27 protein-coding genes are annotated in these 23062 nt (G+C 72.5%); 16 read left to right on the top strand and 11 right to left on the bottom strand.

Annotated elements, in window-relative coordinates; all coding sequences use genetic code 11:
- The first annotated feature begins 8 nt into the window (after window positions 1–8).
- Both ACGFZK_RS31835 and ACGFZK_RS31830 read left to right on the top strand, forming a co-directional pair.
- Window positions 9–809, top strand: coding sequence for a CPBP family intramembrane glutamic endopeptidase (locus ACGFZK_RS31835; RefSeq protein WP_393852309.1), 801 nt, complete (start codon window positions 9–11; stop codon window positions 807–809).
- 87 nt (window positions 810–896) lie between these two features.
- Window positions 897–1160, top strand: coding sequence for a hypothetical protein (locus tag ACGFZK_RS31830; RefSeq protein ID WP_393852308.1), 264 nt, complete (start codon window positions 897–899; stop codon window positions 1158–1160).
- An 86-nt stretch (window positions 1161–1246) separates the two neighbouring features.
- Here ACGFZK_RS31830 and ACGFZK_RS31825 read toward each other — a convergent pair whose 3' ends face one another.
- Window positions 1247–2089: a PhzF family phenazine biosynthesis protein gene (locus ACGFZK_RS31825; RefSeq protein ID WP_393852307.1), complete on the bottom strand. Its 843-nt coding sequence runs from the start codon at window positions 2087–2089 to the stop codon at window positions 1247–1249.
- 423 nt (window positions 2090–2512) lie between these two features.
- On the opposite strand from ACGFZK_RS31825, the gene ACGFZK_RS31820 reads away from it, so the two are divergent.
- Complete coding sequence (locus ACGFZK_RS31820) at window positions 2513–3133, top strand: PadR family transcriptional regulator (protein WP_393852306.1); 621 nt, start codon at window positions 2513–2515, stop codon at window positions 3131–3133.
- 108 nt (window positions 3134–3241) lie between these two features.
- Here the strand turns inward: ACGFZK_RS31820 and ACGFZK_RS31815 are convergent, their stop codons facing one another.
- Window positions 3242–3670, bottom strand: a complete 429-nt coding sequence (locus ACGFZK_RS31815; protein WP_393852305.1) for an SRPBCC family protein — start codon at window positions 3668–3670, stop codon at window positions 3242–3244.
- Between the two features lie 171 nt (window positions 3671–3841).
- On the opposite strand from ACGFZK_RS31815, the gene ACGFZK_RS31810 reads away from it, so the two are divergent.
- Together ACGFZK_RS31810 and ACGFZK_RS31805 are read left to right on the top strand one after the other, a co-directional pair.
- The gene (locus tag ACGFZK_RS31810; protein ID WP_393852304.1) at window positions 3842–4798 is read left to right on the top strand and encodes a DMT family transporter; all 957 of its coding nucleotides are present in this window, start codon (window positions 3842–3844) and stop codon (window positions 4796–4798) included.
- A gap of 210 nt (window positions 4799–5008) precedes the next feature.
- A complete protein-coding gene (locus ACGFZK_RS31805; RefSeq protein ID WP_393852303.1) occupies window positions 5009–5971 on the top strand; it encodes a DMT family transporter in 963 nt (320 codons plus the stop codon).
- On the opposite strand, the gene ACGFZK_RS31800 is transcribed toward ACGFZK_RS31805, so the two are convergent.
- On the bottom strand, window positions 5953–6660 hold the full coding sequence (locus ACGFZK_RS31800; RefSeq protein ID WP_393852302.1) for a pyridoxamine 5'-phosphate oxidase family protein: 708 nt from the start codon (window positions 6658–6660) through the stop codon (window positions 5953–5955). The two genes, ACGFZK_RS31805 and ACGFZK_RS31800, sit on opposite strands and share 19 nt — an antisense overlap.
- 37 nt (window positions 6661–6697) lie before the next feature.
- On the opposite strand from ACGFZK_RS31800, the gene ACGFZK_RS31795 reads away from it, so the two are divergent.
- Window positions 6698–8032, top strand: coding sequence for an aminotransferase class I/II-fold pyridoxal phosphate-dependent enzyme (locus ACGFZK_RS31795; protein WP_393852301.1), 1335 nt, complete (start codon window positions 6698–6700; stop codon window positions 8030–8032).
- 117 nt (window positions 8033–8149) lie between these two features.
- Here the strand turns inward: ACGFZK_RS31795 and ACGFZK_RS31790 are convergent, their stop codons facing one another.
- Window positions 8150–9148: a DMT family transporter gene (locus ACGFZK_RS31790; RefSeq protein ID WP_393852300.1), complete on the bottom strand. Its 999-nt coding sequence runs from the start codon at window positions 9146–9148 to the stop codon at window positions 8150–8152.
- A gap of 74 nt (window positions 9149–9222) precedes the next feature.
- On the opposite strand from ACGFZK_RS31790, the gene ACGFZK_RS31785 reads away from it, so the two are divergent.
- Complete coding sequence (locus ACGFZK_RS31785; RefSeq protein WP_393852299.1) at window positions 9223–10143, top strand: LysR substrate-binding domain-containing protein; 921 nt, start codon at window positions 9223–9225, stop codon at window positions 10141–10143.
- A 27-nt stretch (window positions 10144–10170) separates the two neighbouring features.
- On the opposite strand, the gene ACGFZK_RS31780 is transcribed toward ACGFZK_RS31785, so the two are convergent.
- Complete coding sequence (locus tag ACGFZK_RS31780) at window positions 10171–10629, bottom strand: pyridoxamine 5'-phosphate oxidase family protein (protein WP_393852298.1); 459 nt, start codon at window positions 10627–10629, stop codon at window positions 10171–10173.
- Between the two features lie 76 nt (window positions 10630–10705).
- Here ACGFZK_RS31780 and ACGFZK_RS31775 point away from each other — a divergent pair, with 76 nt between their 5' ends.
- From ACGFZK_RS31775 to ACGFZK_RS31740, 8 genes are all read left to right on the top strand, one after another.
- Window positions 10706–11320, top strand: a complete 615-nt coding sequence (locus tag ACGFZK_RS31775) for a cysteine hydrolase (RefSeq protein WP_393852297.1) — start codon at window positions 10706–10708, stop codon at window positions 11318–11320.
- Window positions 11321–11338: 18 nt separating this feature from the next.
- Window positions 11339–12187 carry a HipA family kinase gene (locus tag ACGFZK_RS31770; protein WP_393852296.1) on the top strand — a complete coding sequence of 283 codons (849 nt, stop codon included), beginning with the start codon at window positions 11339–11341 and terminating at the stop codon, window positions 12185–12187.
- Window positions 12184–12567 (top strand): DUF3037 domain-containing protein, encoded by a 384-nt coding sequence (locus tag ACGFZK_RS31765; protein ID WP_030009794.1) that lies wholly within the window; start codon window positions 12184–12186, stop codon window positions 12565–12567. Before ACGFZK_RS31770 ends, ACGFZK_RS31765 begins: the two co-directional genes overlap by 4 nt.
- 219 nt (window positions 12568–12786) lie before the next feature.
- Complete coding sequence (gene fabG, locus ACGFZK_RS31760) at window positions 12787–13548, top strand: 3-oxoacyl-ACP reductase FabG (RefSeq protein ID WP_393852295.1); 762 nt, start codon at window positions 12787–12789, stop codon at window positions 13546–13548.
- Between the two features lie 28 nt (window positions 13549–13576).
- Window positions 13577–14338, top strand: coding sequence for an SDR family oxidoreductase (locus ACGFZK_RS31755; RefSeq protein ID WP_393852294.1), 762 nt, complete (start codon window positions 13577–13579; stop codon window positions 14336–14338).
- Window positions 14339–14490: 152 nt separating this feature from the next.
- A complete protein-coding gene (locus tag ACGFZK_RS31750) occupies window positions 14491–16074 on the top strand; it encodes an ABC transporter substrate-binding protein (protein ID WP_393852293.1) in 1584 nt (527 codons plus the stop codon).
- 123 nt (window positions 16075–16197) lie between these two features.
- Window positions 16198–16866 carry a uracil-DNA glycosylase gene (locus ACGFZK_RS31745; RefSeq protein ID WP_393852326.1) on the top strand — a complete coding sequence of 223 codons (669 nt, stop codon included), beginning with the start codon at window positions 16198–16200 and terminating at the stop codon, window positions 16864–16866.
- Window positions 16867–16921: 55 nt separating this feature from the next.
- Window positions 16922–17497, top strand: a complete 576-nt coding sequence (locus ACGFZK_RS31740) for a hypothetical protein (RefSeq protein WP_393852292.1) — start codon at window positions 16922–16924, stop codon at window positions 17495–17497.
- Between the two features lie 30 nt (window positions 17498–17527).
- Here ACGFZK_RS31740 and ACGFZK_RS31735 read toward each other — a convergent pair whose 3' ends face one another.
- Together ACGFZK_RS31735 and ACGFZK_RS31730 are read right to left on the bottom strand one after the other, a co-directional pair.
- Window positions 17528–18070, bottom strand: a complete 543-nt coding sequence (locus ACGFZK_RS31735; RefSeq protein WP_393852291.1) for a hypothetical protein — start codon at window positions 18068–18070, stop codon at window positions 17528–17530.
- Between the two features lie 108 nt (window positions 18071–18178).
- Window positions 18179–18703, bottom strand: coding sequence for a DinB family protein (locus ACGFZK_RS31730; RefSeq protein ID WP_393852290.1), 525 nt, complete (start codon window positions 18701–18703; stop codon window positions 18179–18181).
- Window positions 18704–18787: 84 nt separating this feature from the next.
- Here ACGFZK_RS31730 and ACGFZK_RS31725 point away from each other — a divergent pair, with 84 nt between their 5' ends.
- Complete coding sequence (locus ACGFZK_RS31725; protein ID WP_393852289.1) at window positions 18788–19693, top strand: Gfo/Idh/MocA family protein; 906 nt, start codon at window positions 18788–18790, stop codon at window positions 19691–19693.
- Here the strand turns inward: ACGFZK_RS31725 and lnt are convergent.
- The 4 genes from lnt to ACGFZK_RS31705 form a co-directional block, all read right to left on the bottom strand.
- Window positions 19638–21206, bottom strand: coding sequence for an apolipoprotein N-acyltransferase (gene lnt, locus ACGFZK_RS31720; RefSeq protein ID WP_393852288.1), 1569 nt, complete (start codon window positions 21204–21206; stop codon window positions 19638–19640). The two genes, ACGFZK_RS31725 and lnt, sit on opposite strands and share 56 nt — an antisense overlap.
- 111 nt (window positions 21207–21317) lie before the next feature.
- Window positions 21318–21785 carry a nuclear transport factor 2 family protein gene (locus ACGFZK_RS31715; RefSeq protein ID WP_393852287.1) on the bottom strand — a complete coding sequence of 156 codons (468 nt, stop codon included), beginning with the start codon at window positions 21783–21785 and terminating at the stop codon, window positions 21318–21320.
- Between the two features lie 69 nt (window positions 21786–21854).
- A complete protein-coding gene (locus ACGFZK_RS31710; RefSeq protein ID WP_365480734.1) occupies window positions 21855–22031 on the bottom strand; it encodes a hypothetical protein in 177 nt (58 codons plus the stop codon).
- Between the two features lie 114 nt (window positions 22032–22145).
- On the bottom strand, window positions 22146–23024 hold the full coding sequence (locus ACGFZK_RS31705) for an undecaprenyl-diphosphate phosphatase (protein WP_393852286.1): 879 nt from the start codon (window positions 23022–23024) through the stop codon (window positions 22146–22148).
- Window positions 23025–23062: the final 38 nt, after the last annotated feature.

Below are 23062 nucleotides of genomic sequence, written 5' to 3'. Positions count from 1 at the left end.
AGTCGGGCGTGCGGGCGGAGCCGGAGCCGGTGTGCGTGGAACTGGGCGAGGACGGGCGGCGGGATCTCCTGCGGACCGAGACGCTGCTGGTCCTGGCGCTGTCGCTGGGCGCGAGCGGGGTCTCGGCGCTGATCAGCTTCATCGGCTCGCTGACCAAGCCCGGCGGTCTCAAGGACCAGGCCGCCACCCTCAACGGCTCCTACGCCCCCGGCCGGCCCTGGCTGGACCTCGCCTGGCAGCTGTTCGGCATCGCGAGCGCCCTGGTCCCCGTCCTGCTGGTGGCGCACCTCCTGACCCGCGAGGGCGCCCCCGGGCTGCGGGTGCTGGGCTTCGACCGCACCCGGCCCTGGTGGGACCTGGGCCGGGGCGCACTCGTCGCGGCCGGGATCGGCAGCGCGGGGCTGGCCTTCTACCTGGGGGCCCGGGCCACCGGGTTCAACCTCACGGTGGTACCGGAGGCGCTGCCCGACGTGTGGTGGAAGTTCCCCGTACTGATCCTCTCCGCGCTGCAGAACGCCGTGGTGGAGGAGGTCATCGTGCTGGCCTACCTGCTGCGCCGCCTCGGCCAGCTGGGCTGGTCCCCGATGGCCGCACTGCTGGCCAGCTCGGTACTGCGCGGCTCCTACCACCTCTACCAGGGCATCGGCGGCTTCATCGGCAACATGGTGATGGGCGCCGTCTTCGTCCTCGCCTATCGGCGCTGGGGCCGGGTGGGACCGCTCGTCGTCGCGCACGCGCTGCTCGACATCGTGGCCTTCGGCGGGTACGCCCTGCTCGCGGGCAAGGTGGGCTGGCTGCCGACGCCGTGACCCGGCGCGGGTCCGGCGAAGGCCGTACGGATCCTGTACTGGATCCGCCTCCTCGCATTCAACGCGGCCCTCGCGTGGGGGGTGAGCATGATCGTCGGCGGCCCTCCCGAGTTCCTGGGGACCGAGGGCACGGACCAGCCGGTCGACGTCGAGGCCCTGCTGGGGGTGGCGGGCAGCCTCCTCGTGCCGGCGGCGGTCCTGTGGGCGTGGACGGTCTACCTGGACGGGTCCGCGCCGGTCGAGCAGTACCCCTCGCGCATCGACTCGGCCGCGTGGGCGGCGGGGGAGAAGAGGCGGCGGCAGGACGAGGCCGATCAGGCCGACGTGGACGAAGAGGCGGACGCGGGCTGACCGGGCGCGGGCTGACCGGGCGCGGGCTGACCGGGCGCGGCGGCCGTCGGCCCCGGCCCTCCCCGGCCCTCCCCGGCCCTGCCCGGTCACTGCTCCTGGCCGGCCTCGGGCGGGGAGGTGAGGAGCTCGCCGTCGATCACGGTGACGGCCCGGCCCGTCAGCAGGGTGCGCTCGCCCGCCAGGGTCACCCGTACGAGACCGCGGCGCGCGCCGCCCTGGAGGCCGGTCAGCTCGGTGCGGCCCAGCCGCTCCGCCCAGAACGGGGCGAGCGCGGTGTGGGCGCTGCCGGTGACCGGGTCCTCGTCGATGCCGAAGGCCGGGAAGAAGCCGCGGGAGACGAAGTCGTAGCCGAGGGAGGGGTTCTCGGCGGGTGCGGTGACGATCACCCCCCGGCGGGCGAAGGCGCGCAGGGCTGCGTGATCGGGCTCCAGCTCGCGGACGGTCTTCTCGTCGGCGAGCTCGACGACGAGGTCGCCGATGTGGTCGGCGGTGTCGTGCACGGAGAGGATCGGGGGCCCGCCGAGCGCGTGGTCCACGGCGGCCGGTGCCGGCACCGGGGTCAGCGAGGACGTCGGGAAGTCCATGGTGATCGTGCCGTCCTCGGCCGTCTCGGCCGTGAGGATGCCGCAGCGGGCGGAGAAGCGGATCAGTCCCGTGGCGAGCCCGCTGGTGGCCAGTACGTGCGCGGCGGCCAGGGTGGCGTGGCCGCACATGTCGACTTCGGCGGCCGGGGTGAACCAGCGCAGCGCCCAGTCGGCGTCCCCGCCGGGCGGCAGGGGGTGGGCGAAGGCGGTCTCGGAGAGGTTCACCTCGCAGGCGACCTGCTGGAGCCAGGCGTCCGGCGGGAACGCGGCGTCGAGGAGCAGGACTCCGGCGGGGTTCCCGTGGAAGGGGCGGTCGGTGAAGGCGTCGACGATTCGGATGCGCATGTCCCGACGGTAGGGCGGTTCCTTGATCATCGACAAAGGCCAATCCGGGGTGACTGGCCCTGTCGGGTCGGTGCGTGGGCGATCAGGTCCGGGAGAGGGCCAAGGTGCCGGAGAGCAGGGGGACGAGCGTGTAGTTCCCGTTGCCCCCGCCACAGGTGGGGGCCGTGCCGACGGTGTGGGAGACCTTCTTTGCAGGGCTTTGCGGGGCGTTGGGCGCTGTTTGCGGTCAGCACAGCACACGCACCTGCTCGCCCATCGCCCGGAAGTTCGGTCGTCAATCCACCCCAAGGTGCGCAATCCGATCGACTGTCGCCGACGCATTCCGATATATCGTTGACACATCGCGAGCCGTCGCCGATAGTGGAGTCATCGGAAAACCGACGAAGCGACAAGCAACGGCAACGTGACGAAAGGAGCGCAGTCATGCGTTCACGCGGACAGCACGGACATGACCACGGACATGACCACGGACGGGGCCACGGCCACTGCGGGCCCGATCGTCGGGAGGGTTTCACGGGGCGGCGCGCCGCCTTCGGCCCGTTCGGGCCGCCTTTCGGCGGAGGGCCCTTCGGCGGGCGCGGCGGACGAGGCGGACCGCGGGGCCGGGCCCGGCGCGGGGATGTGCGCGCCTCGATCCTGGCGCTGCTCGCCGACCGGTCGATGCACGGCTACGAGATGATCCAGGAGATCGGCGAGCGCAGCGGCGGGGCCTGGAAGCCCAGCCCCGGCTCGGTCTACCCGACCCTGCAGCTGCTCGAGGACGAGGGGCTCATCACCAGCGCGAGCGAGGGCGGCAAGAAGCTGTTCACGCTCACCGACGCGGGCCGCGCCGAGGCCGAGTCGGGCCCCGACGCCCCCTGGGCGGACGCCGGGCGCGGCTTCGACTTCGAGGCGATGCAGGAGGTCCGGACGGCGGGCATCGGTCTGATGGAGGCCTTCGGGCAGGTCTTCAAGACCGGCTCGCCCGAGCAGCGGGAGAAGGCGCTCGGGGTCATCAACGACGCCCGCAAGAAGCTCTACCTGATCCTGGCCGACGAGCACTGAGCCCGACCGGCCCCGTATGCGCAAGGCGCGCCCCACGAGCCCGGCTCGTGGGGCGCGCCTTCGTGCACGCGGGGGTGGGGTGACCGGCGGGGTGGGGTGCCCGGGGGGTCAGATGACCAGGCCGGCCAGTTTGCGCAGCGACTCGTTCAGTGCGGCGGTGGCCGAGTCCTTGAGCTTGCCCGCCATCAGGGAGACGGCGGCCCCGGTGAACTCGCCGTCGATGCGGACCGTGGTGGCCTGGCCGTCCGGGATCAGGGTGTACCGGGTGAGGACGGCCACGCCCATCGGCCCCTTGCCGGTGATCGCGAAGAGCCGCTCGGCCTCCAGCTCCGAGACGGTCCAGACGACCTCGGCCGGGAAGCCCATCATCTTCATGTTCTCCGCGAAGGTGGACCCGATCGCGAGGGTCTCGGGGCCGCCCTTGGGGAAGTTCGTGTGGGTCATGCTCCACTGCCCGTACGCGTCCCAGTCCGTCAGCTGGGACCAGAGCTGCGCGGCGGACGCCTCGATGCGTGATTCCGCGGTGACTTCAGCCATGCGACCACCCCTTCTCGTCGGGTACGTGCGGCGGAAGGTAGCCCCGGCGGGCGGAACATTCAATACTGACGACCTGTCAGATATCGGCGAAGTCCGAGGGCATGATCTCGACTCCGTCTCAACAGGTGTCACCCTCGTGACGGTCCTGACTCGTCCTGCCATGATGGCCGGATGCAAGCGTCAGGGAGAAATGCCGGACTGGGCCTCGCCCTCGTCTCGGCGTTCGCGTTCGGTGGTTCCGGAGTGGCGGCGAAGCCGCTGATCGAGGCGGGTCTGGACCCCCTCCACATGGTCTGGCTCAGGGTGGCCGGGGCAGCGCTCGTGCTGTCCCCGCTGGCCTGGCGCCACCGTGACCTCGTCCTGCGCAGGCCCGCGCTGCTCGCGGGCTTCGGGCTGGTCGCCGTCGCGGGTGTGCAGGCCTTCTACTTCGCCTCCCTGTCCCGGATCCCGGTCGGTGTGGCCCTGCTGCTGGAGTACCTGGGCCCGGCGCTGCTCCTCGGCTACATCCGCTTCGTGCAGCGCAAGCCCGTGACCCGCGGGGCCGCCGCGGGCGCCGCCGTGGCCGTCGTCGGCCTGGCCTGCGTGGTCGAGATCTGGTCCGGGCTGAGCCTGGACCCGCTCGGCGTGCTCTTCGGCCTCGCCGCCGCCTGCTGCCAGGCCTTCTACTTCGTCTTCGCCGACCAGGGCGCCGACGGGGACGACGCCCCCGACCCCCTCGGGGTGATCGCGTACGGCATGCTCGTCGGCGCCCTGGTGATGACGGTGATCGCCCGGCCGTGGGAGATCGACTGGCAGGTGCTGGGCGGACAGGCCTCCGTCGGCGGCACGATGGTGCCCGCGCCGGTGCTGCTCGCCTGGGTGGTGCTGATCGCGACCGTCTTCGCCTATCTGACCGGTGTGGTCTCGGTGCGCAGGCTCTCGCCCCAGGTCGCGGGCGTGGTGGCTTTCCTGGAGGCGGTCGTCGCGACCGTCTTCGCCTGGATCCTGCTCGGCGAGCACCTCTCGACCTGGCAGATCGTCGGCGGCGGACTGGTGCTGGGCGGCGCCTTCATCGCCCAGTCCTCGCGGCCGGTTCCGCCGGCCGAGGTCCTCCCGGCCGTGTTGGACCGCGAGACGACGTCGGCCTAGAGGGTGTCTTGTCGATCGGGTCCGGCCTGACCGGCACGAACCCCCTAGGATGGCGCTCATGCTTTCGACCGTGCTTCCGCCGCCCGCCGCCTAGCGCGGGCGGCGCCACCACGACAGGTACCCGGCCAGGGGAGCCCCTGGGTGGGTCCGTGCTGCCCGCGAAGCGATGACCTGCTTCTTTCATCCTTCACGCAAGCGCGGAGACATCTCGTGTCGAACCATTCGCCCGCTGCCGGGCGCAGTCTGCTGTACCTCGTCGTCGCCGGAGCCGCCTGGGGCACCGCCGGGGCGGCCGCGTCGCTCCTCTTCCTGGCCAGTGACCTCGGCCCGCTCGCCCTGTCGTTCTGGCGCTGCGCGGGCGGGCTCGTGGTGCTGCTGGGGGTGCTCGCCGTCCGCAGGTCGCGTCCCGGCCCGTCCCGGGTGCGGCCCTCGGTGCGTTCGCTGATCGGGACCGGACTGCTGTTCACCCTCTTCCAGGCCGCCTACTTCGCCGCCGTGCGCGACACGGGCCTCGCGGTGGGCACCGTGGTCACCCTCGGAGCCGGGCCCGTGATCATCGCGCTGGGGGCGCGGTACTGGATGGGCGAGCGGCTCGGCCGCGGTGGCGTGGCCGCCGTCCTGGGGGCGCTCGCGGGGCTGGCCGTACTGGTGCTGGGCAGCGGGGGCGGCGAGGTGCGGCCGGCCGGCGTCGGCTGGGCGCTGCTGTCGGCCGCCGGGTACGCGGGGATGACCCTGCGGGCCCGCTGGCTCGGGCAGCGAGGGGCGGGCGGGGACCCGCTGGTGACGACCGCCTGGTCGGTGGCGGTGGGCACGGTGTGCCTGCTGCCGCTCGCCGCGGTGGAGGGGCTGCTGCCGCACGCCGCCGATCTCGGACGGGTGCTGTGGCTGCTGGTGTACGTCGCCACCGTGCCGACGGCGCTGGCGTACGCGCTCTACTTCACGGGGGCCGCCGCCGTGCGGGCCGCGACCGTGTCCGTGATCATGCTGATCGAACCGGTGAGTGCGGCGGTCATCGCCGTCCTGGTCCTCGGCGAGCGGCTGACCGGCGCCGTGGTGCTGGGCACCGTACTGCTGCTGACGGCGGTGGGCGCGCTGATCGCGGCGGAGTCCCGCCGGCCCGCGACCGCCCGGCCCACCGCCGTGCGGCGCAGGCCTCAGAGCGCGGTGAGGTAGTCAGGAAGGGTGATGCCGGGGGCCAGGTCCGCGGCGGGCACCGGGGTTCCGTACGCCGGGGCCACCGGGATCACGCCCGCCCAGTGGGGCAGGGCCAGGTCCTCGGCGTCGTCGTTCGTCGGGCCGGTACGGAGCTTCGCGGACACCTCGGTCAGGTCCACGCGGATCACCGCGGTGGCGGCGAGTTCCCTGGCGTTGGCGGGCCGGACGTCGGTGGAGCGGCCCGGGACGACGGCGTCGACCATGGCGTCCAGGGCCATCCGGCACTCCGCCTCGTCGGTGACCTGGTGGGCGGTGCCGTGCACGACCACCGAGCGGTAGTTGAGCGAGTGGTGGAAGGCCGAGCGGGCCAGGACCAGTCCGTCGACGTGGGTCACGGTCACGCAGACGGCGAGGCCCGGGTCGGTGCGGCCGGCCGCGAGCAGCGGGCGGGAGCCGGTGGAGCCGTGCATGTAGAGCGACTCACCGACGCGGGCGAACAGCGTCGGCAGGACCACGGGTGCGCCGTCGCGGACGAACCCGAGGTGGCAGACGTAGGCCTCGTCGAGTATCGAGTGCACCGTCTCGCGGTCGTAGCGCGCCCGGTCGCGGGAGCGGGTGGGGACGGTGCGGGCGGTGGGCTCGTAGTTTCCGGTCGACTCGGTCCCCTCGGTCGTCCCGGGCGTCTCCGTGGCGGGCGTGGCGGTCATGGTGCCGACTCCATTGCACTAGTGCATACTGTGGTTTGTGCTAGGAGACTATCGGATCACAGGACGCCGCGCAGCGGATATCGCCGCCGGGGTGGAGGCGAGCGTGGCATCGGGCGCGCTCCCGCCCGGCTCACTGCTCCCCCCGATGCGGGAACTCGCGGGCGATCTGGGGGTGAACCCCAACACCGTGGCCGCCGCCTACCGGACCCTGCGCGAGCGCGGGGTCATCGAAACCGACGGGAGGCGCGGCAGCAGGGTGCGGCCCCGCCCGTCGAGCACGCCGCGGGACGCGCTGCGGATGCTGGTGCCGCAGGGCGTACGGGACCTCGCGGAGGGCAATCCGGACGTGTCGCTGCTCCCTTCGCTGGACGGGCCGCTGGCGGCGGCCGCCCGGAGGTACGCGCAGGCACCGACCCTCTACGGGGAGGGCCCGGTCGCCCCGGAGCTCGCGAGACTCGCCCGGGCCGGCTTCGACGCGGACGCAGTGCCGCCGGGTCCGGTGGCGGTGACCTCCGGTGCGCTGGACGGGATCGAACGGGTACTCGTGGCCCACCTGCGGCCGGGGGACGCGGTGGCGGTCGAGGACCCGGGGTGGGGCGGAGCGCTGGACCTGGTCCCGGCGCTCGGGCTGCGCGTACTGCCGGTGGCCGTGGACGACGACGGCCCCCGGGTCGACGCCATGGCGCGAGCCCTGGCGGCCGGGGCGCGGGCGCTGGTGGTGACCGCGCGGGCGCAGAACCCGACCGGGGCCGCGGTGGGCGCGGAGCGGGCTGCGGAGCTGCGGGCCCTGCTGGCGCGACACCCGGAGGTGCTGCTGATCGAGGACGACCACGGTCACGGGATCGTCGACCTGCCGTTGCATTCGCTGGGCGGGGTGACCCGGCACTGGGTGCTGGTCCGCTCCACGGCGAAGGCGTACGGGCCGGACCTGCGGCTCGCGGTGCTGACCGGCGACGCGGTCACGCTGGACCGGCTGCGGGGGCGGCAGCGGCTGGGGCCGGGCTGGGTGAGCCGGCTGCTGCAGTACGCGGTGGTGGAGCTGTGGACCTCGGGCTCCGTGGACCCGGCGGTGGTGGCCCACGCCTACGGGGAGCGGCGGGACGCGCTGGTCGGGGCGCTGCGGGAGCGGGGGGTGCGGGCGCACGGGAAGAGCGGCATGAACGTCTGGGTGCCGGTGGCCGACGAGACGGTGGTGGTGACGAGGCTGCTCGCCGCGGGCTGGGCGGTGTCCGCCGGGGCCATCTTCCGGGTCGAGGCGGGGCCGGCGGTGCGGCTGACGGTGTCCCGGCTGGCGGTGGCGGAGGTGCAGGGCCTCGCCGACGCGGTGGCCGCGGCGGCCAGTCCGGGGGCGGCGGGGGTGCGGTCCGACTGACCGCGGGCCGAGTCCGGTGGCCGCCCCGGTCCGGCGGCCGCCCGGTCCTGCCGGCGGGACGCCGGGGCGGTCGGCCCGAGGGCGCCGCAGCGCCGGGCCGGGCCGCCCCGGCGCTGATCAGGCGGGCTTGCGGGCCCCGGGGCGGGTCTGCGTGAGGGCCGCTCCGGCCAGGACGATCGCCGCGCCGACCGGGGTGTTCCAGTGGAGCTGCTCGCCGAGGACCAGGACCCCCGCCGTGGTGGCGATGACCGGGATGAAGTACGTGACCATCTGGGCGGTGGTCGGGCCGACCTCCGTCACCAGCCCGTACTGCATCTGCAGGGCCATGCCCGTGCCGAGCGCGCCCAGCGCGATCACCGACAGGGTCGGCCAGAGCGGGAACGAGCCGGGCGCCGAGGTGAACAGGGCGCTCACGAGCGCGAGCTGGAGCGTGGAGACCATGAGCTGCCCGCCGGTCAGGGCCACCGGGGATCCCGGGGTCCCGGCCAGCGTGCGGCGGACGTAGATCCAGCCGATGGGGTAGCAGAGCGAAGCCGCCAGGGCGAACGCGGTGCCCTTGGCATCGACTCCGGAGAAGCCCTGCCAGGCGCCGAGCACGGTGAGGACGCCGAGGAAGCCCAGGCCCAGCCCGGCGAAGCGGCGGCGCGTCGGACGGTCCTCGGACAGGGCGACCAGCGACAGCGCCATCCCCCACAGCGGCGAGGTGGCATTGCAGATGCCGGCCAGGCTGGAGGGGATGCTCAGCTCCGCGTACGCGAAGAGCGAGAAGGGGGCGGTGTTGAGCAGGAGCGCCGCCACGGTGAGGTGGCCCCAGGTGCGCAGTCCCCGGGGGAGCGGCTCGCGGCGGACCAGCAGCACCGTGAGGAGGGCGAGCGCGCCGAACAGGACCCGGCCCAGCGCCACCTGGAAGGGCGCGTACGCCTCCGTGCCGACCTTGATCAGGAGGAAGCTGAAGCCCCAGATGACCGAGAGGATCGCGAACCGGACCCGCCAGTCGAGGAGGCCGCCCCGGAGCCGGCGGGCCGTGGGGGCGGTGGGGGCGGTGGAGGCCGTGGTCGCGGTGGGGGCCGGGGCGGCGGCCGGGAGGGTCGGCCCGGGGGTGGTCGGTGCGCTCATGACCCTTACTGTGCTCTTGTCAACTTCGTAGGACAAGCGAGAGTTTCTCTGAGTGACGACGTAGCATTGCTTACATGTTGAACCTGGAGCGCCTGCGCACCCTCGACGCCCTCGCCCGCCACGGTTCGGTCAGCGGTGCGGCCGATGGCCTCCACGTCACCACCTCCGCCGTGTCCCAGCAGATGGCCAAGCTGGAGCGCGAGGTGGGGCAGCCCCTGCTGGCCAGGAACGGGCGCGGGGTCCGGCTCACCGACGCCGGGCGGCTGCTCGCCGATCACGCGGCCCGGATCATCTCCCAGGTGGAACTCGCCCAGGCCGATGTCGAGGCCCAGCGGGGCTGCGCCGTGGGGGAGTTGCGCATCGGCGCCTTCCCGACCGCCATGCGCGGGCTGCTGCCCCAGGTCCTGGCCGAGCTGCGCACCGCGCATCCGGAGCTGCGGGTCCGGGTGCGCGAGCAGGAGCCCGAGGAGAGCATGGCGGCCGTCGTGCGCGGGGACCTCGACCTGGCGTTGGCGATCGACTGGCACAACAAGCGGATGCCGGTGCCCGCGGAGCTCACCCGGACCCACCTGCTGGACGACACCGTCGACATCGCGGTCCCGGCCGGCCACCGGCTGGCCGACCTGACCGGGATCTCCCCGAGCTCCGGAATCTCCCTCGCCGAATTCGGCGACGACGACTGGATCTCCTGGAACGAGGGGCAGTTCTGCCACGAGTGGCTGGTCTTCACCCTGCGGGGGACGGGCATCGAGCCGCGCATCGCCCACATCGCCGAGGAGCACCACACCCAGCTGGCCTTCGTGGAAGCCGGACTCGGCGTGTGCGTGGCGCCGAAGCTGGGCCGCGGCCCCGTGCCGCCGGGGGTCCGGCTGTTGCCGGTCTGCGACAGCGTACGCCGCCACGTGTACGCCGTCTGGCGCGCGGACGCCGACCGGCGGCCCTCCATCCGGGCCGCGGTCGACACCATGCAACACGTGGCCGCCGGCCTGCGGTGACGGCCCGAACCCTCCCGGAGGGGGTGTCTAGAGCTTGCGGAAGTCCCAGGAGACCACCGACTCCGGAGTGAGGCGGATCCAGGCGTGCCGCCCGTCGTGCGGCATCTCCTCGATCCCGAAGTTCTTGACCGGGAAGATCCGTTCGGCCTCGGCCAGTTCGGGGCACGGCTCGCCCGTGCGCGGAGCCTCGCCCACGAAGACCGCGCTCCCGGACAACTCCACCCCGCGCAGCTCGTCGTAGGACTCGCCCGCGTCCACGACCACCGAGACCCGCGGGTCCTTGCGCAGGTCGGACCAGCGCCGGCTGCGCGTGATCGAGTACAGCCACAGGGAGCTGCCGTCCCACGCGAACCACAGGGCGCCCACGTGCGGGCGGCCGTCGGGGGAGACCGTCGCCACCCGGCAGGTCCGCTGCTCGCGCAGGAAGGCGTCCACCTCCGTGTCGCTCATCATGATGCGGCGGCCCCGCCGCTGAGTCTCGTCCATCCGTCCCGCGCCCCTTCACATCTGACTATGTGTCAGGAATCATGAGGGCTCTTCCGTCGCCACGCCAGGGGGAGCCATGCCGGATCTCGATCCCGCCACCACCGCGCTGCTCACCGTCGAGTGCCAGAACGGTGTCGTGGGCGAGGAGAGCGCGCTGCCCGAACTCGCCAAGGAGGCCCGGGACTCCGGGATGCTGGCGCGGGTGGCCGCGCTGGCCGACGCCGCGCGCGGGGCCGGCGTACAGGTGCTGCACGCGGTCGCCGAACGGCGTCCGGACGGACGCGGGGCGAACAGCAACGCACGCCTCTTCCGGGCCGCCGGGAAGCTGCCGGTGCGCCAGCTGACCGGGAGCGCGGCGGTGGAGGTCGCCGCCCCCGTCACGGTCGCCGAGCAGGACCTGGTGGTGCGCCGCCTGCACGGGCTCTCCCCGATGGCCGGCACCGATCTGGACGCCCTGCTGCGCAATCTCGGCATCCGCACCCTCGTCGTCACCGGGGTCTCGTCCAACATCGCCGTCCCGAACACCGTCTTCGACGCCGTGAACCTCGGCTACCAGGTGGTGGTCCCGGCCGACGCCATCGCCGGAGTGCCCGCCTCCTGCACCGCGGAGGTGATCCGCAACTCCCTCGCGCTGGTGGCGGCCATCACCACGACCGAAGAGCTGCTTATGCAGTGGGCTCCGGCGGCCTGACCCCCGTAACCTGGGCGGATGCTGTCCGAAGTGATCGCGACCCGTTACGTCACGCCCCTGCGTGAGGGCGGCTCGCTCCCGGGAATCGTCGAGGCCGACGACCTCGGTACCTACGTCATGAAATTCACCGGAGCCGGCCAGGGCCGCAAGACCCTGGTCGCCGAGGTCATCTGCGGCCGTCTGGCCCAGCGGCTGGGGCTGAGGGTCCCGCGGCTGGTGCAGATGCAGCTCGACCCCGTGATCGGGCTCGGCGAGCCCGACCAGGAGGTCCAGGAGCTGCTCAAGGCCAGCGGCGGGCTCAACCTCGGCATGGACTACCTGCCCGGCTCGATCGGCTTCGACCCCCTGGCGTACCAGGTGGACCCGGTCGAGGCGGGGCGCGTGGTCTGGTTCGACGCCCTCATCAACAACGTCGACCGGTCCTGGCGCAACCCGAACATGCTGGTCTGGCACGGGGACCTGTGGCTCATCGACCACGGCGCCACCATGATCTGGCACCACAACTGGCCCACTGCCGGGGCCGCGGCCGCCAAGCCCTACAACGCCTCCGACCACGTACTGGCCCCCGTGGGCCCCGACATCACCGCCGCGGCCGCCGCGCTCGCGCCGCTGGTGACCGAGGAGCTGCTCACCGAGGTCGCGGCCGACGTCCCCGACGAGTGGCTGGTCGACGAGCCCGGTTTCGACTCCACCGACGCGCTGCGCCGCGCCTACGTGGAGGCGTTGCTGCCGCGCGCGGCCACGATCCACGAGAGGATCTCGCTGGAGGCCGAGGTGAAGGCCCCGGCCGGACCTCCCGGCTGGCTCACCGACCACCTGCCGGAATGGCCCCACAAGACCCACCGGAAGAAGAGCGACAGCGAGTGACCAAGCGGGACGTGTTCGAGTACGCGCTGGTGCGCGTGGTGCCCCGGATGGAACGGGGCGAGTGCTTCAACGCCGGTGTGATCGTCTACTGCCGGGCGCACACGTACGTCGCCGCGCGCACCCACCTCGACGAGGCGAAGCTCCTCGCGCTGGATCCCGGGGCCGATGTGGCCGGGGTACGGGCCGCGCTGCGCGGGGTCGAGGGCGTGTGCAGCGGCGGGGCCGAGGCGGGGCAGGCGGCGGGTGACGACGCGGGGCGCCGGTTCCGCTGGCTGATCGCCCCGCGGAGCACCGTGGTGCAGCCGGGCCCGGTGCACACGGGCCTGACGGCCGACCCGGCGGCGGAGGTGGAACGGCTGCTGGACCTGCTGGTCCGCTGACGCGGGTCCGGGGGCTCCGCCCCCGGGCCGCCGTGCCCCGAAACGCCGGCCAGGCCGAAAGAGCGCCGCAAACGCCGGCGGGGCCGGGATGGTGCACGACGGCGCCGGACTGCGTGGCGTTGACACCGGGTGTCCGGGCTCCTAGCGTCTCCTCAGCTGAAGCTACTAAGCGGTTGCTCACCTCTGGGCGGCCGCCTCTCAAGGGCGAGGAGATCCAGCATGTCCACCACCGAGCAGCGCGTCGCGATCGTGACCGGGGCGGCCCGGGGCATCGGCGCGGCCACCGCCGTACGCCTGGCCGCCGAGGGCCGGGCCGTCGCCGTACTCGACCTGGACGAGGCGGCCTGCAAGGACACCGTCGAGGCCATCACCGCGGCCGGCGGCAAGGCCCTGGCGGTCGGCTGCGACGTCTCCGACGGCGCGCAGGTGGAGGCGGCCGTCGCGCGCGTCGCGAGCGAGCTCGGCGCCCCGACCATCCTGATCAACAACGCGGGTGTGCTGCGCGACAACCTGCTCTTCAAGATGACCGAGACCGACTGGGACACGGTCATGAACGTGCACCTGCGCGGGGCCTTCCTGATGTCCAAGGCCTGCCAGAAGTACATGGTGGAGGCCAAGTTCGGCCGCATCGTGAACCTCTCCAGCAGCTCGGCGCTCGGCAACCGCGGCCAGGTCAACTACTCCGCCGCCAAGGCCGGTCTGCAGGGCTTCACCAAGACCCTGGCCATCGAGCTCGGCAAGTTCGGCGTCACCGCCAACGCCGTCGCCCCCGGGTTCATCGTCACCGAGATGACCGCCCAGACGGCCGCCCGCGTCGGCATGGGCTTCGAGGACTTCCAGGCGGCGGCCGCCACCCAGATCCCGGTCCAGCGCGTCGGCCGTCCGGACGACATCGCCCACGCGATCGCCTTCTTCACGGGCGAGGCCGCGGGCTTCGTCTCCGGCCAGGTCATGTACGTGGCCGGCGGCCCGCTCAACTGACGAGCTCACGAGAGGCAGGGCGTACGACATGACGTACAACGGCATCGACAGCGGCAAGGTCGCGCTGATCACCGGAGCGAGCCGGGGCATCGGCTACGGAATCGCCGAGGCGCTGGTCGCCCGCGGCGACCGGCTCTGCATCACCGGGCGCAACGAGGACGCCCTCAAGGAGGCCGTCGAGCGGCTCGGTGCGGACCGGGTGATCGGTGTCGCCGGCAAGGCGCACGACGAGGCCCACCAGGCCGTCGCCGTCGAGCGCACGATGGAGGCCTTCGGCCGGGTCGACTTCCTGGTGAACAACGCCGGCACGAACCCGGTCTTCGGGCCGATCGCCGACCTGGACCTCGGGGTCGCGCGGAAGGTCTTCGAGACCAATGTGATCTCGGCGCTCGGCTTCGCCCAGCGGACCTGGCACGCCTGGCAGAAGGAGAACGGCGGTGCGATCGTGAACATCGCCTCCATCGCCGGGGTCTCCGCCTCGCCCTTCATCGGTGCGTACGGGATGAGCAAGGCCGCCATGGTCAACCTCACCCTCCAGCTCGCGCACGAGATGGCGCCCGGGGTGCGGGTCAACGCGATCGCCCCCGCGGTGGTCAAGACGCAGTTCGCGCAGTCGCTCTACGAGGGCCGGGAGAAGGAGGCCGCGGCGGCCTACCCGCTCGGCCGCCTCGGGCTCCCGCAGGACATCGGAGGGGCGGCGGCGTTCCTCACATCTGCACAAGCGGAATGGATCACAGGGCAAACTCTGGTCGTTGACGGAGGGATGTTCCTCAATGCCGGGGTGCACTGACCGATAATCGGACGTATTTGCCTCCGAAAGGGAGGTAAATGCGTATCGAATATGCACGGAACCGGTCAAGTGCCCCACGAAACCAACCCATTGGATTCGTGGGGCACTGCGGTAGGGTCTGCCGCACCCATGGCTGATCGAGGAGCGTGCACGTGTTCAACCGGACCAGAAGCCTGCAGATCACTGCGGCCCTTGCGTCCATATCCCTGCTCGCCGGATGCGGCCTGCTGTCGGAGGACGACGGCGACGACACGAAGAGGATCGTCGTCGGTACCACGAGCGCACCGAGCACCCTCGATCCGGCGGCCGCGTGGGACGGCTCCTGGGAGCTGTACCGGAATGTCTACCAGACCCTGCTGGCCTTCCCGACGGGCTCCAGCAAGCCCCAGCCCGACGCGGCCCAGAGCTGCGAGTTCACGGACGCGGCGAGTCAGGCCTACCGGTGCACCCTGCGCAAGGGCCTGAAGTTCTCCAACGGAGAGGCGCTCGACTCCAAGGCGGTCAAGCACTCCCTCGACCGGATCAAGACCATCGGCTCCAACGTCGGCCCCAAGGGCCTCTTCGGCACCCTCGACAAGATCGAGACGCCGGACGCACTGACCGTCGTCTTCCACCTGAACACCTCGGACGCCACCTTCCCGTACGTCCTCGGCTCGCCCGCCGCCTCGCTCGTCGCGCCCAAGGACTACCCGGCCGACAAGGTCCGCGAGGGCGACAAGATCACCGGCTCCGGCCCGTACGTGCTCGACTCGTACAAGGACGGCGCCGAGGCGGTCCTCACCAAGAACCCGAACTACACCGGCTTCGCCAACCGCCGTAACAACGCGGTGACGATCCGCTACTTCGCGGACTCCCCGAAGATGGTCGCCGCGCTGAAGGCGAAGGAGATCGACGCCACCTACCGAGGCCTGTCGGCCTCGGAGATCACGGACCTGCAGACCCCCGCGGCACACGCCCTGGGCGTCCAGGTCGTCGAGAACGTCGGCGCCGAGATCCGCTACCTGGTCTTCAACCCCAAGGACCCGGCGGTCGCCAAGCTCCCGGTCCGCCAGGCCATCGCGCAGATCATCGACCGAGGGGCCCTCGTCTCCAAGGTCTACCACGGCACCGCCGAGCCGCTGTACTCGATGGTTCCGAAGGGGGTCGTCGGCCACAAGACGCCCTTCTACGACAAGTACGGGGCCGCGGACGTCGCCAAGGCCAAGAAGATCCTCAAGGACGCCGGGATCACCCAGCCGGTCGAGCTGACCTTCTGGTACACGACCGACCGGTACGGCTCCTCCACCGCCGACGAGTTCACCGAACTCAAGCGACAGCTCGACGAGAGCCTGCTCTTCAAGATCACCCTGCGCAGCCAGCCCTGGAAGACCTTCCAGACCGGCTACAAGACGGGCGAGTACCCGGTCTTCGGCCGTGGCTGGTTCCCCGACTTCCCGGACCCGGACAACTTCATCGCGCCGTTCGTCGGCAAGGAGAACGCGGTCGGCACCCCGTACGAGCCCGCCGAGATCCTGACCGACCTGCTGCCCAAGTCCCGCCGCGAGGGCGACCGCTCGGCCGGGGTCCAGGAGTTCGAGCGCGCGCAGCAGATCTTCGCCGAGGACGTCCGCCTGCTGCCCCTGTGGCAGGGCAAGCTGTACGTCGCGGCACGCGAGGACATTGCGGGCGGCGAGCGGGCGCTGGACCCGCAGACCGCCATGCAGATGTGGGAGTTGTACCGCAAGACCAGCTGGTAGCCCCGGCATCCGTGCGTCGGCCGCCCGGGACGGTTCCCGGGCGGCCGACGCATTGTCAGTGGGGCCCGGTAGGTTCTGGAGCAGTTGCACGAACTTGTACCGGAGGTTGTCGCCGTGACCCAGATGCTGCCCGAGTCCTGGCTCCCCGTCCTCGGCGGGGAGCTGGACCAGCCCTACTTCAAAGAGCTCACCGAGTTCGTCGAGAAGGAGCGGGCGAACGGGCCGGTCTACCCGCCCCACGAGCAGGTGTTCGCCGCCCTCGACGCCACCCCCTTCGACCGGGTGAAGGTGCTCGTCCTCGGCCAGGACCCGTACCACGGAGCCGGCCAGGGTCACGGCCTGTGCTTCTCCGTGCAGCCCGGGGTCAAGACCCCGCCCTCGCTGCGCAACATCTACAAGGAGATGAAGGAGGAGCTCGACCTGCCGATCCCGGACAACGGATACCTGATGCCGTGGGCCGAGCAGGGCGTCCTGCTGCTCAACGCGGTGCTCACGGTCCGGGAGGCCGAGCCCAATTCGCACAAGGGCAAGGGCTGGGAGAAGTTCACCGACGCCGTGATCCGCGCGGTGTCCGAGCGCCCCGACCCGGCCGTCTTCGTCCTGTGGGGCGCCTACGCCCAGAAGAAGATCCCGCTGATCGACGAGGAGCGGCACGTGGTCGTCAAGGGCGCCCACCCCTCGCCGCTGTCGGCCAAGAAGTTCTTCGGGTCTCGGCCCTTCACGCAGATCAACGAGGCCATCGCCGCCCAGGGACACGAGCCGATCGACTGGCGGATCCCGAACCTCGGCTGACCTCCCACCACGCCGCGCCTCGGCGCCATTGCCGGTACCTCCGGCTAGCTTCTAGATGATCAGACCGGAGCAGGTCTGGCAGAGCAAGTCGGAGGCCGCCGTGACGGAGCAGCAGGAGGCGTCGGAGGACGCCGTCATGACCAGGATCGGCCAGGCGGTCATCCTGCTGCACGCCGGGGACCGCGAGGAGGCCCGCAACCGGCTCGGCGAGATCTGGTCCGAGATCGGCGAGGAGGGGGACTCCCTCCACCGCTGCACCCTGGCCCACTACATGGCCGACGCCCAGGACGATCCCGCCGATGAGCTGGCCTGGGACCTGCGGGCCCTGACCGCCGCCGCCGGCGTGCCGGGGGACGGGCCGCACCGGGACGGGCGGCCCGCGCAGCGGGAGCCGCATCCGGCCGTGCGCGTGTTCTACCCGTCCCTGCACCTCAGCCTGGCCGCGGACTACGTGAAACTGCAGCGGCCGGAGGCGGCCCGGGTCCACCTGGCGCGGGCCCGCGCGGCCACCGGGGCGCTGTCCGACGACGGGTACGGGAACGGCGTACGGGCCGCCATCGCACGGCTGGAGCGGCGCCTGGCCGCGGAACCGGGAGCCGGGCCGCGGCCGTTCCCCGAGCAGTCCCCGTAGGCCCGTGAGCCCGTGGGCTCCCGCGGGCGGTCAGTCCGTGTGGACGCCCGCGCAGATCCGGGCCTCCGGGCTGTCGGGATGCCAGCGGCCGTGCCTGCGGCCCAGTGCGCACACGTCCGCCGGCCGCACCGGCAGCTTCCGGATCAGCTCGCGCTCCACCTCGGCGTCGGGCCGGCCCCGCTTTGGGGGACGGCCGCCCGGAGGGCCGGAGACCGGCTCGGCGGCCCGCCGCGGCTCGGGGATGTCCGGGACCGGCGGAGCCTCCCGCACGGGCCCGCCGGAGCCGCCCGGTACGGGGCGCTGTGCGGACCGCTGGGCGGGTGCGGGGGCCGCCGGGGCCACGGGCCGCTCCGGGGCGGCCTCCACCGCCTCCAGCGCCTCCAGGGCGGGCGCCCGGACGACCACGGGGGCGGCCCCGGGCCCGCCGCGCGGCTCGTGGCGGGGCGGTACCCCGGCGGCGGGGGCCGTCGCCGGTTGCGCGGGTCCGGGGCTCACATTCACACAGCCGGAGACCGCCGAGACGGCGCAGGCGACTCCGAGCAGCAGCGTTGTCGTGGTTCGGGTTGGATGCACCCGCGCAACTCTGCTGTGCGAGGACCCCGTTGCGAAAACCCGGAGCCGATATTCACCCCGCACGGGTGACGGGGACACCCGAAGAGACGGCCTCAGGGGCGAAGGTCCTTAGTCGCCGGTGGCGCCGTCTATCTGCTCCCGCACCAGGTCCGCGTGGCCGTTGTGGCGGGCGTACTCCTCGATCATGTGGGTGTAGACCCAGCGCAGGCTGAACACCTCGCCGCGGTGGTGGCTCTCGGCCTGCGAGACCAGGTCCAGCGACCGCCCCGCGGCGGCCTGGCGCGCCAGTTCGACCTCGGTCTGCCAGACCTGCTCGGCCTCGGCCCAGGTCGCCTGGTCGGTGAAGTGGAAGTCGCCGTCCGGATCCTCGTTCGTGCAGTACAGCTCGGGCAGGTCCTCGCCCAGGATGATCTCCCGGAACCAGTACCGCTCCACCTCCGCCATGTGCCGTACGAGGCCCAGGAGGCTCAACTCGGAGGGCGCGAGCGGGGTGCGGCGCAGCTGTTCGTCCTGGAGCCCCTCGCATTTCCAGGCGAGGGTGGAACGGTGGTAGTCGAGCCACCCGTCCAGCATGTCCCGCTCGTCGGCGGTGGTGGCGGGTTCGTTGCGGTGTGATCCAGAACTGGTGGTCATGCGGCTCATCCTCGGCGAACCAGGCCCCTGCCACCAGGGATTAAGCTGCGGGAATCCCACAAGGAACGAACCTGGAGGCGCCCGGTGAAGGTCGGCTGCATCGGACTCGGCGACATCGCGCAGAAGGCGTACCTGCCCGTCCTCACCACCCGCCCGGGCCTCGAGCTGCACCTGCAGACCCGTAACCCCGACGCGCTGGAGCGGGTCGGCGACACCCATCACGTCCCGGCCGCGCGCCGGCACACCGCTCTCGACGCGCTGCTCGCCGAGGGGCTCGACGCGGCCTTCGTGCACGCCGCGACCGTCGCCCACCCCGAGATCGTCACCCGGCTGCTGGAGGCCGGCGTGCCGACCTACGTGGACAAGCCGCTCGCCTACGAGATCGCGCAGTCACGGCAGCTGGTGGAACGGGCCGAGGAGCTCGGGGTCTCGCTCGCCGTCGGCTTCAACCGCCGCTACGCGCCCGCCTACGTGCAGTGCGCCGACCACGCCCGCGAGCTGATCGTCATGCAGAAGAACCGGGTCGGCCTGCCCGAGGACCCGCGCACGCTCGTGCTGGACGACTTCATCCACGTCGTGGACACCCTGCGGTTCCTGCTGCCCGGGGAGGCCGAGCACGTCGACGTCCGGGCGGTGGTGCGCGAGGGGCTGATGCACCAGGTGGTGCTCCAGTTGTCCGGCGCCGGCTTCACGGCCCTCGGCATCATGAACCGCCTGTCGGGCTCCACCGAGGAGATCCTGGAGGTGTCCGGCCGCGACACCAAGCGGCAGGTCGTCAACCTGGCCGAGGTCATCGACCACAAGGGCCAGCCGACCGTGCGGCGCCGCGGGGACTGGGTCCCGGTCGGCCGCCAGCGCGGCATCGAACAGGTCGTCGACCGCTTCCTGGAGGCCGTCGCGGAGGGCTCCACCCTCAGCGCCCGTGACGCGCTGCTCACCCACGAGCTGTGCGAGAAGGTGGTGAGCTCGGCTCTGGAGCAGGCCTCCTGAGCGAACGGCTGCCCACCACCGCGCAGTACACCGCCAGGGCGGCCAGGGCGGCGGCCACCGGCCAGTCCCCGAAGCGGACGTAGAGGGTCGTGCCCCGGGCGAGCGGGACCTCGTACACCGCCGCCGTGCTCGCGGAGGTGGGAAGGGCCGCGCCGATCCGCTCGCCGGACGGTCCGTTCACGACGCTGATGCCCGTGAGGGTGGCGTGCACCATCGGGCGGCCGTTCTCCGCCGCCCGCAGTGCGGCCAGCGAGGCGTGCTGGGCCGGGGCCCAGCTCTCCTGGAACGAGGACGTGGCCGACTGGGCGACGAGCAGGGAGGCCCCGTCGAGGGTGAGGCGCCGGCTCATGTCCGGGAAGGCCGACTCGAAGCAGACCAGTGGGCCGATGCGGACCCCGGTGCGCCCGCCCGGCCGAAGGGGCAGGTCCATCACCACCGGGGCCTCGCCGCGCACGCGGTCCTCGCCGGCGGCCCTGCCGACGGAGGTGGCCCAGCCGAACAGCGCGCGGGCCGGTACGTACTCCCCGAAGGGGACGAGCCGCATCTTGTCGTACCGGTCGCCGGTGGGGCCCTGTGGGCCCACGAGCACCGCGCTCTTGTAGATCCCGGGGCGGTCCGCCCGCCGCGCGTCCACGTTCACCAGCAGTGGAGCCCCGACCTCCGCCGACAGGGCGGCCAGCCGCCCGGCCAGGTCCGGGCGGGCGGTCAGGTCCGCGCCGACACTGCTCTCGCCCCAGACCACCAGGTCGACCCGCTGCCCGGCCAGCGGCCGGGTCAGCCGCTCACCGACGTCGAACCGCCGCTCCGCACTGTCCGGGCCGTCCGCCACCAGCCCCGGCTGCACGACGGCCACGCGCAGCCCGCCCGACTCCGCAGGTCGCGCCGCCCACACCCACACCACGCCGGTCAGCACCGCGCACCCGGTCATCCCCGCCACCGCCGGGAGCCGTGCCCCCGGCACCGCGAGCAGCAGCACCAGTGTGCAGTTCACCGCCACCACCAGCAGGCTGACCAGCCACACCCCGCCCACCGAGGCCAGCCGCAGCGCGGGCGCCACCTGCCACTGGCTCGCCCCCAGCAGCCCCCACGGCCCGCCCAGCCCCTGCCAGGACCGGACCAGCTCGGACAGCAGCCATCCCGCCGGTACGAGGACGAGCGCGCAGCAGGCGCGGCCCGCCGCCGGGACCCCGCCGAGCAACTCCCGCACCAGCAGGGCCCAGGGGATCCAGAGCACCCCGACCAGCGCGGCCACCGGGACCAGGAACACGTGCAGGCTGGGCAGCAGCCAGTGGTGGACGGCCAGGATGAACCCGGCGCCGCCGATCCAGCCCTCCAGGGCCGCCCGCCGGCCGGTGGGGGCCGACCGCAGCAGCAGCATCCAGGGCACGAGGGCGGCGTAGGCGAACCACCAGAGCGCGGGGGCGGGGAAGGCGAGGGCGGGCAGCGCCCCGGCGGCCACCGCGGCGGGCGCGCGCCACCGGGGGGACCACCACCGGCCGGGCATCGTGATCATGGCGCGCCTCCGTTTCCAGTGTGGCAGTGCCGGACGTTCCGGGCCGAGCCGAGCGGGTCCGGCAGGGTTCCGGCCCGGATCCGGGACCGGTCCCGTTCGGGCCTGGGCGGCTCAGGCGGTCATGTGCCGCCACGTCTCGTGCACGGTGACGCGGGTGAGCCGCCAGCCGTCACGGGTGCGGGCCAGCGCGAAGGTGTAGCGTCCGGCGGCGACGAAGTTGGGCGAGGTGACGGCGGGGTCGGAGTCCGGCCCCGCCAGCCGCATCGGATTGAGGAAGTCCGCCCGGACCTCGGCGCCGTCGCCGGGCGAGCCGCCCAGGTCCTCCAGCCGGATCAGCCGGTTGACGATCAGGTGCTGGCGGACCGGGAAGAGCGTCATGGTCTGCGCCAGCCAGTCCGCGACCTCCGCCGCCGGGCCCTCGATCCCGCCCGCCGAGCTGTAGTCGGCCCTGCCGCCGGAGGTGAACAGGGCCCGGTACGCGGCCCAGTCACCGTCGTCGACGGCCACGGCGTACCCCGTGACCACTTCGTCGATCGCCAGCCGGTCCATTACCGTCGCGAGGTCCACACGCTGCGTCATCGGGTCAGTGTGGGGCTGCGCGGGCGCGAGGCCAAGGGCCGTGCGCCCACCGGATCTTCCCGCGGGCGGTCAGTGACCGGAACGGGCCTCCCGCTGACGGACCACGACGAGGAACGCGTCGCTGTCCAGGTCCATGACCACCTCGGCCTGTACGCCCTCGCGCATCCGCTGCGCCGCGTACTCCTCGGCGGGCCAGCTTCCCCTCGGACTTCCGGCGGGAAATCGCTCCAGCACCACTCGCCCCATGGGGCACCCCCTGCTCTCAGCCTTCCACTCTCTTCAGGCACAACGACGCGAGGGCCGCCCGGGAACGTTCCCGGGCGGCCCTCGGTTCACGCGAAGTGATGGAGCGGGGCTCCGCTACGAGCCGGACTCGCCGGCGTGCGGGCTCAGCACGTCCGTGCCGATCAGCACGAACAGCAGGATGCCCAGCAGGATCCGGTAGATCACGAAGGGCATGAAGCTCTTGGTCGTGATGAACTTCATGAACCAGGCGATCACGGCGTAGCCGACGAAGAAGGCGATGACCGTCGCGAAGATCGTCGGACCCCAGGAGATGTGGCCCGGGTTCTCCACCACGTCCTTGATCTCGAACGCTCCCGAGGCCAGCACGGCCGGGATCGCGAGCAGGAAGGAGTAGCGGGCCGCGGCCTCGCGGGTGAAGCCGAGCAGCAGACCGCCGGAGATCGTCGCGCCGGACCGGGAGACACCCGGGATCAGGGCCATCGCCTGGCAGATTCCAAAGATCAGACCGTCCTTGACGCCGAGCTGCTGGAGCGTCTTGCGCTCGCGGATCGCGCGGTGCCGGCCGCCTTCCTCGTCACGGGCGGCCAGCCGGTCGGCAACGCCGAGCACGATGCCCATCAGGATCAGGGTGGTGGCCGTCAGCCGCAGGTCGCGGGCCGGACCCACGATCGCGTCCTTGAAGACGAGACCGAGGACGCCGATCGGAATCGAGCCGACGATCACCAGCCAGCCCATCTTGGCGTCCTGCTCGGAGCGCAGCCGCCGGTCGAACAGCGAACGGCACCAGGTGGAGACGATCCGTGCGATGTCCTTGCGGAAGTAGATCAGCACGGCGGCCTCGGTGCCGATCTGGGTGATCGCGGTGAAGGCCGCTCCTGGGTCGTGCCAGCCGGCGAACGCCGCGGTCAGCCGCAGGTGGGCGCTGGAGGAGATCGGGAGGAACTCCGTAAGCCCCTGGACGAGACCGAGGATTAGGGATTCGAACCAGCTCATGTCGGGGTGCGCTCGTCCTTGTGATCGTCGGGCAGTTC

The sequence above is a fragment of the Streptomyces sp. NPDC048257 genome, from assembly GCF_043201855.1.
Classification (GTDB): Bacteria; Actinomycetota; Actinomycetes; order Streptomycetales; family Streptomycetaceae; genus Streptomyces.
Note: the sequence above shows the minus strand (reverse complement) of the source record. Positions and strands in the feature narration are given on the sequence as shown.

What these genes read in the sequence shown, in the direction of transcription:
- ACGFZK_RS31830 (WP_393852308.1), top strand. Translation starts at nt 897, where the DNA reads ATGATCGTCGGCGGCCCTCCCGAGTTCCTGGGGACCGAGGGCACGGAC.
- ACGFZK_RS31825 (WP_393852307.1), bottom strand. Translation starts at nt 2,089, where the DNA reads ATGCGCATCCGAATCGTCGACGCCTTCACCGACCGCCCCTTCCACGGG.
- ACGFZK_RS31820 (WP_393852306.1), top strand. Translation starts at nt 2,513, where the DNA reads ATGCGTTCACGCGGACAGCACGGACATGACCACGGACATGACCACGGA.
- ACGFZK_RS31815 (WP_393852305.1), bottom strand. Translation starts at nt 3,670, where the DNA reads ATGGCTGAAGTCACCGCGGAATCACGCATCGAGGCGTCCGCCGCGCAG.
- ACGFZK_RS31810 (WP_393852304.1), top strand. Translation starts at nt 3,842, where the DNA reads ATGCAAGCGTCAGGGAGAAATGCCGGACTGGGCCTCGCCCTCGTCTCG.
- ACGFZK_RS31800 (WP_393852302.1), bottom strand. Translation starts at nt 6,660, where the DNA reads ATGACCGCCACGCCCGCCACGGAGACGCCCGGGACGACCGAGGGGACC.
- ACGFZK_RS31790 (WP_393852300.1), bottom strand. Translation starts at nt 9,148, where the DNA reads ATGAGCGCACCGACCACCCCCGGGCCGACCCTCCCGGCCGCCGCCCCG.
- ACGFZK_RS31785 (WP_393852299.1), top strand. Translation starts at nt 9,223, where the DNA reads ATGTTGAACCTGGAGCGCCTGCGCACCCTCGACGCCCTCGCCCGCCAC.
- ACGFZK_RS31780 (WP_393852298.1), bottom strand. Translation starts at nt 10,629, where the DNA reads ATGGACGAGACTCAGCGGCGGGGCCGCCGCATCATGATGAGCGACACG.
- ACGFZK_RS31775 (WP_393852297.1), top strand. Translation starts at nt 10,706, where the DNA reads ATGCCGGATCTCGATCCCGCCACCACCGCGCTGCTCACCGTCGAGTGC.
- ACGFZK_RS31770 (WP_393852296.1), top strand. Translation starts at nt 11,339, where the DNA reads ATGCTGTCCGAAGTGATCGCGACCCGTTACGTCACGCCCCTGCGTGAG.
- fabG (WP_393852295.1), top strand. Translation starts at nt 12,787, where the DNA reads ATGTCCACCACCGAGCAGCGCGTCGCGATCGTGACCGGGGCGGCCCGG.
- ACGFZK_RS31755 (WP_393852294.1), top strand. Translation starts at nt 13,577, where the DNA reads ATGACGTACAACGGCATCGACAGCGGCAAGGTCGCGCTGATCACCGGA.
- ACGFZK_RS31745 (WP_393852326.1), top strand. Translation starts at nt 16,198, where the DNA reads ATGCTGCCCGAGTCCTGGCTCCCCGTCCTCGGCGGGGAGCTGGACCAG.
- ACGFZK_RS31740 (WP_393852292.1), top strand. Translation starts at nt 16,922, where the DNA reads ATGATCAGACCGGAGCAGGTCTGGCAGAGCAAGTCGGAGGCCGCCGTG.
- ACGFZK_RS31730 (WP_393852290.1), bottom strand. Translation starts at nt 18,703, where the DNA reads ATGACCACCAGTTCTGGATCACACCGCAACGAACCCGCCACCACCGCC.
- lnt (WP_393852288.1), bottom strand. Translation starts at nt 21,206, where the DNA reads ATGATCACGATGCCCGGCCGGTGGTGGTCCCCCCGGTGGCGCGCGCCC.
- ACGFZK_RS31715 (WP_393852287.1), bottom strand. Translation starts at nt 21,785, where the DNA reads ATGACGCAGCGTGTGGACCTCGCGACGGTAATGGACCGGCTGGCGATC.
- ACGFZK_RS31710 (WP_365480734.1), bottom strand. Translation starts at nt 22,031, where the DNA reads ATGGGGCGAGTGGTGCTGGAGCGATTTCCCGCCGGAAGTCCGAGGGGA.
- ACGFZK_RS31705 (WP_393852286.1), bottom strand. Translation starts at nt 23,024, where the DNA reads ATGAGCTGGTTCGAATCCCTAATCCTCGGTCTCGTCCAGGGGCTTACG.